Here is a 12178-nt window from a genome sequence, read left to right as displayed (position 1 = left end):
TCAAGGCTCGCGGTGCTTGCGAATCGAATTACCGTGGATGCTCTTCCTCGGACGGTAACGTAGCACTCAGGAGCATGAGAGTCAGTACAACCGAAGAAAGCGTGATCAGGTGAGCAGCGAACAAGGATCCGACACTCTGGCGGGAGCCAATACCGCCACAGGCATCGATCTGGAAGCCGTGCTCGGCCCCACGGGCCGTCCGATAACCGAGTTTCCCGAACCCCCCGTGCTGGTTTCCCACGGCCCGGCCCGGGTCATCGCGATGGTCAATCAGAAGGGCGGGGTGGGCAAGACCACTTCGACGATCAACCTCGGTGCCGCCCTCGCCGAATTGGGACGCCGGGTGCTGCTAGTGGATTTCGACCCGCAAGGGGCGCTGTCCGCTGGCCTCGGCACGAATCCGCACGAACTGGACCTGACGATTTACAACGTGCTGATGGACCGCAAGGTGGATGTGCACGATGCCATCCGGCGCACCGAAACTGAGAACCTCGATCTGCTGCCCGCCAATATCGATCTCTCCGCAGCCGAAGTGCAATTGGTCAATGAGGTCGCCCGGGAACAGGTCCTCGATCGGGTGCTGCGCAAGGTCGAGGACGAGTACGACGTGGTGCTGATCGATTGCCAGCCCTCGCTGGGCCTGCTTACGGTCAATGCGCTGACCGCCGCGCACGGTGTGATCATCCCGCTGATCTGTGAGTTCTTCGCGCTGCGTGCGGTAGCCCTGCTGGTGGAGACCATCGAGAAAGTGCAAGACCGGATCAATCCGCGCTTGCAGATCGACGGTGTGCTGGCCACGATGTACGACGCGCGGACCCTGCACAGCCGAGAGGTGATCTCCCGGCTCGTGGAAGCCTTCGGCGATAAGGTTTTCGAGACAGTGATCAAGCGGACCATCAAATTCGCCGACGCCACGGTTGCGGCTGAGCCGATCACCTCCTACGCCGGCAATCACCAAGGGGCAGAGGCCTACCGCCGGTTGGCTAAAGAGCTGGTGGCCCGTGGCGGAGCCCCGTAACTCGCCGCAGGCGGCTGAGCCACCTGAAGGATCGGCGCAATTCGAGGAGTTGCGCCCTGAGCTGCAGGCCAAGAAGCCCGGCTTCGAGGTCCGGCTGAAGAACTTCACCGGTCCCTTCGATCTGCTGCTCGGTCTGATCGGCAAGCACGAACTGGATATCACCGAAGTGGCCCTGGCCACCGTGACGGATGAGTTCATCTCCTATATCCGTGCGCTGCAAGAAGCCGGTGAAGAATGGGCGATCGACGAAGCCAGCGAATTCCTGGTGATCGCCGCCACCCTGCTGGATCTGAAGGCAGCCCGGCTGCTGCCCTCGGGTGAGGTGGAGGACGAAGAGGACATCGCACTGCTGGAAGCACGCGATCTGCTCTTCGCGCGATTGTTGCAATACCGAGCGTTCAAGGATGTCGCCGCACTGATCGGCAGCACTCTGGAGAGCGAAGCTCAGCGATTCCCGCGGCAGGTAGGGCTGGAGCCCGGGTTCGCCGCTTTGCTTCCCGAGCTGATCTGGCGGCACAGCCCGGAGGACTTTGCCGCGCTCGCCGCCAAGGCACTGACTCCCCGGGAAGCTGCCCCTACCGAAGTCGGCCTGGCGCATCTGCACGCCCCGCCGGTGAGCGTCAAAGAACAAGCCGAGCTGATCGGTCAGCGGCTCAAGGCGGGGAAGCCGCTCTCCTTCCGCACCCTGGTGAGTGACGCCGAAAACACCCTGGTCGTCGTCGCACGCTTCCTGGCCTTGCTGGAGATGTTCCGGGACGCCGTGATCGCCTTCGAACAGGCCAGTCCGCTGGGTGAGCTGACTATCCGCTGGACGGCTGCTCGCGAGGACTGGACGGCGGAAAACCTCAGCGAAGAGTATGAAGACAGCGAGCAATCCGGCCCAGTGAATAGTCCGGCCAGTGAGCAAACGAGCAGGGAACGATGGAGCAGATCATGAATGAACCGAGCGAGGAACCACTGGAAGCCGCAGCGCCAACAGGGGCTGAGCCTCTTGACGCCGAGTCCTTTGACCCCGCAGAGCTGCCCGGCGGGTTGGCTGCTGCCCTTGAGGCTGTGCTGATGGTGGTTGACGAACCGGTGAGCGAAATGGAACTAGCCACCGCTGTCAATCGCTCGGTGGACCAGGTCAGCCAGGCGCTGCGCGAATTACAGCGCGAGTATGACGGGTATACTGGAACAGCCGTTCTTCATCCTGAGAACTCCGATCCCGAAGCTGCTGAATCGTTCAGACCGCGGGGATTTGAGCTACGCAGCGTGGCCGGAGGCTGGCGATTCTATTCGCGAAGCGAGTTTGCACCGCTGGTGTCTCGTTACGTTTTGGAAGGTCAGACCGCCAGGCTCACCCAGGCAGCTTTGGAAACCTTGGCGGTGATCGCTTACCGCCAGCCGGTTTCCCGAGCGCGAATCTCGGCGATCAGAGGTGTCAATGTTGATTCTGTAGTGCGCACGCTGACTCAACGCGGGCTCATCGCAGAGCTGGAAACCGACCCGGAAACCGGGGCGATTCTCTATGGCACCACGAGCTACTTCTTGGAGCGGCTCGGCCTGAAGAGCGTTGAAGAACTACCCAATATTGCACCACACTTGCCAGGGCTTGAGAATCTGGCCGATTTCGCTGATAACTAAGGACTTTGCTGATGACACCGACTCCCCGCTCAGGTTCACACGGACGTGGAGGCTCCTCGGGTGCGCCCAAAAAGCCGCGCTCCCAAGGTGCAGGAGCCAAAGGTGCAGGTGCCAAGGGCAGCGGAAAATCGCCCAAGACCCCGGCTCCCAAGTCGCGAGCCTTCGGTCGTGAGCGCTTCGGGCAGAGCCTTGGCCCGGTCAAGCAGAACCCGCCCGCCCGCACTCAAGCCGAGCGGGATGTGCACGATCCGGACGGTATCCGGCTGCAGAAGCTGATGGCTCAGGCCGGGGTGGCTTCTCGCCGGGTCTGCGAGGAGATGATCCTGGAAGGCCGGGTTGAGGTGGACGGCCAGATCGTCACCGAACTCGGTCTGCGCGTTGACCCAAAGAGCTCCACCGTTGCGGTGGACGGCATTAGCCTGCAACTCAAAGAAAACATGATCTACCTCGTCTTCAATAAGCCCAAAGGCGTGGTCTCCACGATGGATGATCCCGAGGGCCGGAAGAACATCAGCGACTTCCTGAAGAACAAATACGCCCATGAGCGGCTTTTCCATGTGGGGCGGCTCGACCAGGCCACCGAGGGCTTGCTGCTGCTGACCAATGACGGCGAGCTGGCCAATCGGCTGACGCACCCCAAATACGAGGTCCCGAAGACCTACCTGGTGCAGACTAAGGGACCGATGGAATCCGGGATCAGCAATCAGCTCAAACGCGGTATTGAGCTAGAAGACGGCGTGACCAAGGTCGATGCTTTCAAACTGGTGGACTCCACCCCCGGTCATGTGCTCGTTGAGGTGGTGCTGCACTCCGGCAAGAATCGGATTGTGCGCCGCCTTTTCGACGCGGTGGGCTACCCGGTGGAGCGACTGGTCCGCTTACAAGTCGGACCGATCCGGCTTGGCGATCAGAAACAGGGCACTATTCGTGTCTTAGGCAACCAAGAGGTGGGTCATCTGCTCGCTTCAGTGGGCCTATGAGACCGCACGCCGCAATGCCTGAATCCTCTGAGCAGCACTCCAATGAGCGCCGGAATGGCTCACGGGATACTTACCTTCGGGGACCTGTGGTGGTCTTCGGCACCGGCTTGTTGGGCACCAGTATCGGCCTCGGGCTGAGCCATCGGGGGCTTCAGGTGCTGCTTTCCGACCCATCTCCTTCCGCCCTTTCGGTGGCCCTGGATATTGGCGCCGGGCGGCCGCTCAGCGAACAGCCCGAGGTCTGGCCCGAATTGGTGGTCGTCGCTGCGCCGCCGGATATCTGTGCGCGTGTGGTGGCGGATGCGCTGGAACGGTTTCCGGCCGCCGTCGTGATTGACGTCTCGAGTGTCAAGGGCGCGATTCTGCGCGAGTTGCGCGAGCTTTCTGCTGAAGCGCCGCTGGATCTGAGCCGCTATGTCGGCACCCATCCGATGGCCGGGCGGGAACGCGCCGGAGCGGTTTCAGCGCGCGGCGAGCTGTTCAATGCGATGCCGTGGGTGGTCTGCCCACACGAAGCGACCGAGACCACACCGGGTTCCAGTGTGCTGGCGATTCAGCTGGCGCAGAATCTCGGCTTGGATCTCGGCGCGGTACTCAGCCGGTTCAGCCCGGAAGAGCACGACGCCGCGGTAGCCCTGGTGTCGCATTTCCCGCAGATGATGTCCTCCCTGGTGGCGGCTCGGCTGCAGGACGCTGAACCGCACGCCCTCTCACTGGCTGGTAACGGCCTGCGGGATGTCACCCGGATCGCCGCTTCCGACGCCGGAATGTGGGTGCCGATCATGTCGGCCAATGCAGAGTCGATCGTTTCGATTCTGCACGCTGTGCATGAGGATCTGATCAAGCTGATCAGCACCTTGGACGCGCCCGACGCTCCTGGATCGAGTCTGGCGATGGCTAAGGTGATCAGCGCGGGTAATGCCGGACAGGCCCGGATCCCGGGCAAGCACGGCGGCCCGGCGCAGCCCTATGCCTGGATGAGCATTCTGGTGGACGACGAACCAGGTCAGATCGCCCAGCTACTCACCGAGATCGGCGAGATCGGCGTCAATCTGGAGGATCTGCGCTTGGATCACTCCTCTGGCCGAAATGCCGGCATCGCGGAGATCTCGGTGTTGCCGAGCAAGCGCGATCTGCTGATCGAAGAGCTCACCGTGCGGGGCTGGAAGGTGCTGCAATGAGCGACGGCGGCGTGAATAAAACTGCTCAGCTGCGGATCGGTAAGTCTCTGGTGATCGCGATTGACGGCCCTTCTGGTTCCGGAAAGTCCTCGGTGGCGCGCGAAGTAGCTCGTCGATTAGGCCTGGCCTACCAAGACACCGGTGCGATGTACCGGGCGCTGACCTTGGTCTGCCTAGAGAACAGGGTGGCTGTGCAGAACCAAGCCGCCGTCGAGGCGCTGGCCAAGCGGTTCTACTACGAGCAATGGTTTGATCCGGGCGTCGACATGGTGGCCGCCGGGGTCGACGCCGAAGATGCCCTTGATGTCACCGACGAGATCCGTGAACCACGGGTTTCCGAGGCGGTTTCCGCGGTAGCGACTAATTTGGGCGCCCGCACTGAACTGATTCGTCGGCAGCGCGCTGCGATCGACTCCGTGCGGCACCGGATGGTGGTGGAAGGCCGTGATATCACTACCGTAGTAGCCCCGCAGGCCGAAGTCAGGCTCTTGCTGACCGCCTCTGAAGAAGCCAGGCTAGCCCGTCGTGGCGCTCAACTGGCGGCTAACGGGGAAAAGCAGAGCACCGAGCAGCTCGCCGAGCAGGTGCTGGCGCGTGATGCGAAGGACTCCACCGTGGTGGACTTCCAACGCGCGGCGGACGGCGTGGTGACCTTGGACTCCTCTGATCTGGATTTCGAGCAGACGGTGCAGGCAGTGCTTCGTCTAGTGCAGGAGAGCGTCGGTGGCTGAGTCTCGAGAATCGAAGCGCCCAGGGTCAGAGCTTTCAGGGTCTCCCGCGGCCTGGAAGACTTGGTGGTCTCGGCCCTTGGGGCGGGTGCTTGACCATGTGCTTTACCGCACCACGGTGCTGGGCCGGCAGAATATCCCGTCGAAAGGCCCGGTGATCTTCGCCGCGAATCACCTGAGCTACCTGGACGGTCCGGTGATGGTCGGTGCCAGTCCGCGCTATATGCACGTTATGGTGCGCCACGATATGTTCAGGGGTTTCCTGGGCTGGGTCTTGCATGCTTCCGGGCAGATCCCGGTCGACCGTTCGGGAGACCGGGCGGCCTTGCAAGCCGCGAAGGGAGTGCTGGAGCGCGGTGAGTGCGTCGGCATCCTGCCGGAAGGCACCCGGGGTAGCGGAGACGCCGCCTCGATGAACAGCGGAGTGGCCTGGCTGGCTCTCAATTCAGGGGCAGTGGTGGTGCCGGTGGCAGTGCTGGGCACCAGGATTACCGGTGAGCACAAGGACAAGATCCCGCCGCTGCGGCGTCGCTTTCACGTTTCCTTCGGTGAGGCCCTGAAGATCGAACGGCAGCCCGGGATGTCCGGGCGTGCTTCAATGGATGCGGCAGTGGAACAGATTCGCGAGGCGCTTTCGAGCCATATTGCTGAAGCTGTGAAGATTTCCGGGCAGGAATTGCCTGACGACCCGACCCCGCCTAGAACAGAGCAGAGTGGAAATGACTGAAGATTTCGAGGACTTTGAGCCCAAGGGTGAAGACCAGGTGCTGGAGAAAATCTCCGCGCTGGACGACGCCGAGGCTGAGCTGCGCGCCGAATCGCTGCGTGCTGGACTGTCCGACTACGAGCTAGATGAGGACGACGCCGCCCTGCTGGCTGGCCTCGATGGTGACTATCTCGATGACGACGAGGGCGGGCTGGACCCGGTGCTCGCCATTGTCGGTCGGCCCAACGTCGGCAAATCCACCCTGGTCAACCGCATTCTGGGCCGTCGTGAAGCGGTAGTGGAAGACACCCCCGGGGTGACCCGAGACCGCGTGATGTACCCGGCGGAATGGAACGGACGTTCCTTCACCCTGGTGGATACCGGTGGCTGGGAGTTCGACGCTAAGGGAATCCACCAGCGGGTGGCTGAGCAAGCCGAAATGGCCGTCGAACTTGCGGATGCCGTGCTTTTCGTGGTGGATGCCACGGTCGGCGTCACCGCGATGGACGAATCCATGATGAAGATGCTGCGGCGCACCAAGAAGCCGATCATCCTGGTCGGCAATAAGGCTGACGATCAGCGCACGGATTCCGACGTCGCCAGTCTGTGGGGGCTCGGCCTGGGCGAGCCCTGGGCGGTCTCCGCCCAGCACGGCCGCGGCGTCGCCGATCTGCTGGACCGAATCATGGAAGTACTGCCGGAGTTCTCCGAGGTGGAGACCACCGACCGCCGCGGCGGTCCGCGCCGAGTCGCACTGATCGGCCGACCGAACGTCGGAAAGTCCTCGCTGCTCAATAAGCTGGCCGGTTCGGAGCGCGTCGTGGTTGACCCGCTGGCCGGAACGACGCGTGATCCGGTCGACGAATTCATCGAGCTCGGCGGACGCACCTGGCGCTTTGTGGATACCGCTGGCATCCGGCGTCGTCAGCATATGGCGCAGGGCGCGGATTTCTACGCCTCGCTGCGCACCCAATCCGCCCTGGAGAAAGCCGAGGTGGCCGTGGTGCTGCTCGCGGTGGACGAGGTGCTCTCCGAGCAGGATGTGCGGATTTTGCAGCTCGCGATTGAGTCAGGCCGGGCGCTGGTGCTGGCCTTCAATAAATGGGATCTGCTGGACGACGAACGTCGCCGCTACCTGGAACGCGAGATCGAACAGGATCTGGCGCATGTCGAATGGGCGCCGCGGGTGAATATCTCGGCTAAGACCGGCTGGCACAAGGATCGTTTGGTGCCGGCACTGGACACTGCGCTGGAATCCTGGGACAAGCGGATCCCCACCGGGCGGCTCAATGCCTTCCTGGGCGAACTGGTAGCGGCGCACCCGCACCCGCTGCGCGGCGGTAAGCAGCCGAGGATCCTGTTCGGCACTCAAGCCTCTTCCCGTCCGCCTAAATTCGTCTTGTTCACCACCGGCTTCCTGGATCCGGGCTACCGGCGTTTCATCACGCGGCGCTTGCGGGAGACCTTCGGCTTCGAGGGCAGCCCGATCGAGGTTGCTATGCGGGTGCGGGAGAAGCGTAAGCGGACTCGCTAGTTCTCTTGTGGCCAGGGCCATGGATATCTCGGTACGAGTGAAGGCCGGTAGCCGCAAGGGTTCGCTCATGGAGCCGCTGGACGGTGATCCAGCGGCGTCCTGGGTGGTCTTTGTGCCGGAACGAGCCGTTGACGGTGCCGCGAATCGTGGAGTGGAACGGGTGATCGCCGAGTACTTCGGGGTCGCTGCTTCGAAAGTGACCATTCTGCGTGGGCACAGCGCCAAACTGAAGCGGGTCCGGGTGGACGACGCCGGATCGGTATGAGTTTCTTAGCCAATCGCTAGGATTTTCACGTTTTCTGCTCCTATTCTGAGGTCATGGAAGAAAACCCCGTGGTTCCAGAAGCCGTCGAGGAAGCCCCGAAGAAGTTCGGAGCATTGCCCGAGCGAGTGAGTCCCGATCAGTATGTTCAAGTGGTGGACGTCGAGCAGGTCAATTTCGCGCAGCCCGCCCAGGATGATTGGCTGAAGAACAGCGCTGGTTAGGGTTTCTTTAGCTTGCTCTGCGGTGTGCCGGGCAAAGCATTTGTTTCTTTGCCCCGCACACCGAGCTTTGAATGCTCAGGCTTGATGCGCCGTCCTTCTCTACTCTTTGACCATCTTGCCGACCACGTTGATGGTCAGAGTGCGGGGTGAAACCCGGCCGAAGAAGGCTAATAGCTTATTGCCGAAGCCATCCACCGCGGTGTGCTTGTTCTTCGTGAGGCCCTTGAGTGCGGTCTCCACGACATGGGCCGGGGTGCGCATCTTGCCCACCGAGAAATCGTGCCCGCCAGCGGCATCGAAGAAATTGGTTTTGGTCGGTCCGGGGCAGACCGCCAGAGCGGTGACGCCGGTGCCTTGCAGTTCACCCCAGATGGACTGGGTAAAAGAAAGCACGAAGGCCTTGGTGGCGGAGTAGACGGCCAGGTAGGGGGAAGGCTGGAAGGAGGCGACCGAGGCGAGGTTGATCACGAAGCCCTCTTTGCGTTCCACCATGCCGGGCAAGTACGTGCGGGTGAGATCGACCAGAGCGCCGCAGTTGAGCTGCACTTCCTGGTTGACCTTATCGGCGTCCTGTTCATACAGCGGTCCGTAGGTGCCAAAGCCTGCGTTATTCACCAGTCCGTCAATGGCCGGTACCTGCTCGTAGAGCTTTGCGGCGGCACCGGGGGCGGCGAGATCCAGGCCGATCACCTGGGTTTCAGTGCCGTGCTTCTCCTTGAACTTGCTGGCCAGGGCGTTGAGCACGTCCTCGCGACGGGCGACCAGCACGAGCTTGGCGCCGAGGCTGGCAAACTTTTCTGCAAAGGATTCGCCGATGCCGGAGGACGCTCCGGTGATCAAGATGGTTTTGCCGTAGTAGTTCATGACTTCCTTCAGTGGGGTTGATATCGATTCGAGGCGCTCCTAAAGCGGGCCTCGAATGCCGCCGCTTCTGGTGTCTGGGCGTCATTGCCTGCCTACCTGTTTACCGTATAGCAAATTCCTGGGTAGAAGCTGGTGTCAGAGCTGGCTGGAAGCGATGTGCGGGGTGCCTCCTGCGGCGTCCTGCGGTGCCCGCGGAGAGTTGTCTGCGGGCACCGGGACCAGCTACTTAGTTACTTGGACATCATCCGGCTGACGGCCGACATCACGAGCTTGCGCGGTGCGATCCGGCCGAAGAAGGCCGTGGCGCCATTCATGGCGCCGTCCACCACGGTATGCGCGTTTTTGTCGAGACCCTTGAAAGTTGTCTTGATGACGTCGTCCACGCTGCGCATGGTGCCAACCGCCGCTCCTTCGCCCGCGACTTCGAAGAAGTTCGTCGAGGTCGCACCGGGGCAGACGGCCAGGGCGCGGACCCCGGTGCCCTGGAGTTCGGCCCAGAGCGCTTGAGTGAAAGAGAGCACGAAGGCTTTGGTTGCGCCGTAGACGGCCAGTTTCGGAATCGGCTGGAAGGCGGCGGTGGAGGCGATGTTGATCACCAGGCCGTCCTTCTTGGCCAGCATGCCGGGCAGGTATTTCTGAGTCAGGTCTACCAGGGCTCCGCAGTTGAGCTGGATCTCCTGATTGACTTTGTCCTGATCCAGATCCTGCACTAGACCGTGCGTGCCGAAACCCGCATTGTTGACCAGGCCGTCGACGGCGGGGATCTGCTTGAGCAGTTCGGCCGCCGCGCCGGGAACGGAGAGGTCGAGGCTGATCACACGGGCTTCGGTGCCATGCTTTTGCTTCAGGGTAGCGGCTAGGGCGTTCATGGTGTCCTCGCTGCGGGCGACCAGCACCAGCTTGGCGCCGAGGCTAGCGAACTTCTCGGCGAAGGCTTGGCCGATGCCGGAGGAAGCGCCAGTGATCAGAATGGTTTTGCCGGAGTAGTTCATCAGTGGTCCTTTGTGGTTTGTTCGAGATCGCTTTAGCTGGATCGCTCTCGGGCGAGCGGATCCTGCTCTGATATACACCGTATATCAATTCCTATACATGGTAAAGTTGGCTCGTGAATAAACCTGCTTTAAGTCGAGAATCCGTGCTGAAGATTGCGTTGTCCCTCGCCGAGGCCGAGGGCCTGGGGGCGGTGACGATTCGCCGGTTAGCGGGCGAATTTGGGGTCACTCCGATGGCGATGTACTGGCATTTCGCCAATAAGGAGGAGCTGCTGGCCGCCATGGGGCAGGCGGTGATCGCCGAGCTTGAGCTGCCGGCGGATGATTCCATGGGCGGGCAGCTGACCGCGCTGATTGCGGTGCTACGCAGGCATCCGGCGGTGGCTTCACTGGTGCCGGCTCAGTTGTTCACTGAGCAGAAGGGGTTGGAACTGACCGAGCGAGCGCTAGTGCTGCTGACCCGATTGGGGTTCCCGGTACGGGAGGCGGCGAATATTGCGCGGACCGCGATGGACCTGTGCGTCATGCTGGTGGTGGGGGAGCCGGGGCGTGAGATCGGCATGGATGACTGCGCTCGTGAAGAGCACCTGGCCGGGAAGCTGGAGGCCATCCGAGCCTTGCCCGCGGAACAATATCCGGGCATTATCGCGGCCGCTGAACCATTGACGCAGGTGGCGGACGCCGAGGAGTTCTACCACGGTTCGATCGAGTTGTTCGTGGCCGGAGTAGAGGCTCGGGCGAAGGCCTTCTCGCCCAGTTAGAGTCCCGGGCGGCTGTACTGTATGATTTTCAAGTTGGCTTTCGCCGGGTTTACTCGGCAGAAAACCGATGTTCGGGCTGTAGCGCAGCTTGGTAGCGCACCTGACTGGGGGTCAGGGGGTCGCAGGTTCAAATCCTGTCAGCCCGACCGAAAACCTTGATATATCAAGGAAAATAAGGTCGTTGAGTCAATCAGTTTGACCACGAAAATAGCGATGTGACCGCTAATGTGACCGCTAGATTTGGGAACTTCTTCGTGCTCTATTGTTGTGATTCGGCAGACTCGTCCAGCAAGTCTGCAAGCAACGCGAGCTTCTGCGCGACGTCGATGAAGTTCTGAATAACATCTGCCATTAGCTATCGAGTGAAACTCAGCCGACCTCGGGCTCGTCGTCGCCCCATACCGGCACTTCGCCGTCGAAAGTGATGACTTCCGCGTCCTCGTCCATGATGAGCGGCGTGAATCCTCCGAGGGCAGCAGGCGACAGGCATGTCACGCAACCGGGGAGTCCGTAATGCACCGTCTCCAGCAGGGTGTCCCGGTTGTGGCCTGTATGCCAGTCGCCGGTGACCGGATCTGGACCTGGAATCACCCCGCAATACGGCAAAAGGTCGCCGGAATTGACGTATAGGTGATGCACGACATCGCGGGCGGTAGCTGGGGATGAGGGCGAAGAAGGCTGATTTGCTGGCATCTCATTATCGTGTCACTTTCGTGAGTTTTGCACTCGAATCCGAATCGAATAGCCATTGCCACGATTCAAGGTAGCGTATCGACAGAAAAATTGCAGCTGTGTTTGAATGGACGTAGAAACACATAAAATGCACGCCAAACAGCAGGTCAAATCCTAGGGAGATACAGATCATGACCACCACGACCAAGCGAGGCGGAACGCCCGCCCTGGCCATAGGTGCTATCGCTCTGATGCTCACAATGGCTGGCTGCAGTGGGACTCCGAGCGGCAATGGCGAGTACATCGGCGCGACCAGTGGCCCCCTCGGTGTCGTAAAGATCGACGGCGACACGGTGACCTTCACATCCATCGAATGCCCCGGAAAATCCAATTACTCCTCAGACACCAGTGTTGGCCAGCTGAACAAGGACCGCACACGGATCACCTGGACACAGTCCGGCAAATATCACGGCAGCGACGAGATCACCATCAACGATGACTCGGTCAAGGTGGGAGATCGCGACTTCGTCCCTCGAAACGGATCGCAGGGTAAGACGATGTATGACGAGGGCATGAAGACTTGCGGAAGCTGACGATACAGCACTGCACCAACGAAGAACCCCCGGTGGA

14 protein-coding genes, 1 tRNA gene and 1 pseudogene are annotated in these 12178 nt (G+C 61.4%); 13 read left to right on the top strand and 3 right to left on the bottom strand.

All coding sequences use genetic code 11. The annotated features are described in order from the left end of the window. Positions 1-109 precede the first annotated feature (109 nt). The 10 genes and pseudogenes from ABDK06_RS11900 to ABDK06_RS11855 all read left to right on the top strand — a co-directional run bounded on the left by ABDK06_RS11900 (position 110) and on the right by ABDK06_RS11855 (position 8259). Positions 110-1018 carry a ParA family protein gene (locus tag ABDK06_RS11900; protein WP_394941238.1) on the top strand — a complete coding sequence of 303 codons (909 nt, stop codon included), beginning with the start codon at positions 110-112 and terminating at the stop codon, positions 1016-1018. Then, the gene (locus ABDK06_RS11895; RefSeq protein ID WP_394941237.1) at positions 1002-1955 is read left to right on the top strand and encodes a segregation and condensation protein A; all 954 of its coding nucleotides are present in this window, start codon (positions 1002-1004) and stop codon (positions 1953-1955) included. Before ABDK06_RS11900 ends, ABDK06_RS11895 begins: the two co-directional genes overlap by 17 nt. Then, entirely contained in the window at positions 1952-2644 is a 693-nt protein-coding gene (scpB, locus tag ABDK06_RS11890; RefSeq protein ID WP_394941236.1) for an SMC-Scp complex subunit ScpB, read from the top strand. Before ABDK06_RS11895 ends, scpB begins: the two co-directional genes overlap by 4 nt. A gap of 11 nt (positions 2645-2655) precedes the next feature. Continuing rightward, positions 2656-3624, top strand: coding sequence for a pseudouridine synthase (locus ABDK06_RS11885; protein ID WP_394941235.1), 969 nt, complete (start codon positions 2656-2658; stop codon positions 3622-3624). A 42-nt stretch (positions 3625-3666) separates the two neighbouring features. Then, positions 3667-4805, top strand: a pseudogene (locus ABDK06_RS11880) (prephenate dehydrogenase). Then, on the top strand, positions 4802-5536 hold the full coding sequence (cmk, locus tag ABDK06_RS11875; protein ID WP_394941234.1) for a (d)CMP kinase: 735 nt from the start codon (positions 4802-4804) through the stop codon (positions 5534-5536). Before ABDK06_RS11880 ends, cmk begins: the two are co-directional and overlap by 4 nt. A gap of 76 nt (positions 5537-5612) precedes the next feature. Next, the gene (locus ABDK06_RS11870; protein WP_394941328.1) at positions 5613-6260 is read left to right on the top strand and encodes a lysophospholipid acyltransferase family protein; all 648 of its coding nucleotides are present in this window, start codon (positions 5613-5615) and stop codon (positions 6258-6260) included. Next, positions 6253-7773, top strand: coding sequence for a ribosome biogenesis GTPase Der (gene der / locus ABDK06_RS11865; protein WP_394941233.1), 1521 nt, complete (start codon positions 6253-6255; stop codon positions 7771-7773). Before ABDK06_RS11870 ends, der begins: the two co-directional genes overlap by 8 nt. Positions 7774-7792: 19 nt before the next feature. Continuing rightward, positions 7793-8038: a DUF167 domain-containing protein gene (locus tag ABDK06_RS11860; protein WP_394941232.1), complete on the top strand. Its 246-nt coding sequence runs from the start codon at positions 7793-7795 to the stop codon at positions 8036-8038. Between the two features lie 53 nt (positions 8039-8091). After that, positions 8092-8259, top strand: a complete 168-nt coding sequence (locus tag ABDK06_RS11855) for a hypothetical protein (RefSeq protein WP_394941231.1) — start codon at positions 8092-8094, stop codon at positions 8257-8259. 99 nt (positions 8260-8358) lie between these two features. On the opposite strand, the gene ABDK06_RS11850 is transcribed toward ABDK06_RS11855, so the two are convergent. Both ABDK06_RS11850 and ABDK06_RS11845 read right to left on the bottom strand, forming a co-directional pair. Then, the gene (locus ABDK06_RS11850) at positions 8359-9123 is read right to left on the bottom strand and encodes an SDR family NAD(P)-dependent oxidoreductase (RefSeq protein ID WP_394941230.1); all 765 of its coding nucleotides are present in this window, start codon (positions 9121-9123) and stop codon (positions 8359-8361) included. A 230-nt stretch (positions 9124-9353) separates the two neighbouring features. Continuing rightward, positions 9354-10115 (bottom strand): SDR family NAD(P)-dependent oxidoreductase, encoded by a 762-nt coding sequence (locus tag ABDK06_RS11845; protein ID WP_394941229.1) that lies wholly within the window; start codon positions 10113-10115, stop codon positions 9354-9356. Positions 10116-10228: 113 nt separating this feature from the next. Between ABDK06_RS11845 and ABDK06_RS11840 the strand changes: the two genes are divergently transcribed. Further along, the gene (locus tag ABDK06_RS11840; RefSeq protein ID WP_394941228.1) at positions 10229-10876 is read left to right on the top strand and encodes a TetR/AcrR family transcriptional regulator; all 648 of its coding nucleotides are present in this window, start codon (positions 10229-10231) and stop codon (positions 10874-10876) included. 72 nt (positions 10877-10948) lie between these two features. Beyond that, positions 10949-11022 (top strand) — tRNA-Pro (locus tag ABDK06_RS11835). 223 nt (positions 11023-11245) lie between these two features. Here the strand turns inward: ABDK06_RS11835 and ABDK06_RS11830 are convergent. Continuing rightward, positions 11246-11569 (bottom strand): hypothetical protein, encoded by a 324-nt coding sequence (locus ABDK06_RS11830; RefSeq protein WP_394941227.1) that lies wholly within the window; start codon positions 11567-11569, stop codon positions 11246-11248. A 170-nt stretch (positions 11570-11739) separates the two neighbouring features. Between ABDK06_RS11830 and ABDK06_RS11825 the strand changes: the two genes are divergently transcribed. Further along, positions 11740-12141 (top strand): hypothetical protein, encoded by a 402-nt coding sequence (locus ABDK06_RS11825; RefSeq protein WP_394941226.1) that lies wholly within the window; start codon positions 11740-11742, stop codon positions 12139-12141. Positions 12142-12178 lie beyond the last annotated feature (37 nt).

The organism is Psychromicrobium ferritrahens, assembly GCF_043789415.1.
Taxonomy (GTDB): Bacteria; Actinomycetota; Actinomycetes; order Actinomycetales; family Micrococcaceae; genus Renibacterium.
The sequence above is the reverse complement of the archived record's forward strand: the minus strand, read 5'-3'. Positions and strand labels throughout refer to the sequence as shown.

Coding starts and splice junctions, on each gene's coding strand:
- scpB (WP_394941236.1), top strand. CDS start 1,952: ATGAATGAACCGAGCGAGGAACCACTGGAAGCCGCAGCGCCAACAGGG.
- ABDK06_RS11885 (WP_394941235.1), top strand. CDS start 2,656: ATGACACCGACTCCCCGCTCAGGTTCACACGGACGTGGAGGCTCCTCG.
- cmk (WP_394941234.1), top strand. CDS start 4,802: ATGAGCGACGGCGGCGTGAATAAAACTGCTCAGCTGCGGATCGGTAAG.
- der (WP_394941233.1), top strand. CDS start 6,253: ATGACTGAAGATTTCGAGGACTTTGAGCCCAAGGGTGAAGACCAGGTG.
- ABDK06_RS11860 (WP_394941232.1), top strand. CDS start 7,793: ATGGATATCTCGGTACGAGTGAAGGCCGGTAGCCGCAAGGGTTCGCTC.
- ABDK06_RS11855 (WP_394941231.1), top strand. CDS start 8,092: ATGGAAGAAAACCCCGTGGTTCCAGAAGCCGTCGAGGAAGCCCCGAAG.
- ABDK06_RS11850 (WP_394941230.1), bottom strand. CDS start 9,123: ATGAACTACTACGGCAAAACCATCTTGATCACCGGAGCGTCCTCCGGC.
- ABDK06_RS11845 (WP_394941229.1), bottom strand. CDS start 10,115: ATGAACTACTCCGGCAAAACCATTCTGATCACTGGCGCTTCCTCCGGC.
- ABDK06_RS11830 (WP_394941227.1), bottom strand. CDS start 11,569: ATGCCAGCAAATCAGCCTTCTTCGCCCTCATCCCCAGCTACCGCCCGC.
- ABDK06_RS11825 (WP_394941226.1), top strand. CDS start 11,740: ATGACCACCACGACCAAGCGAGGCGGAACGCCCGCCCTGGCCATAGGT.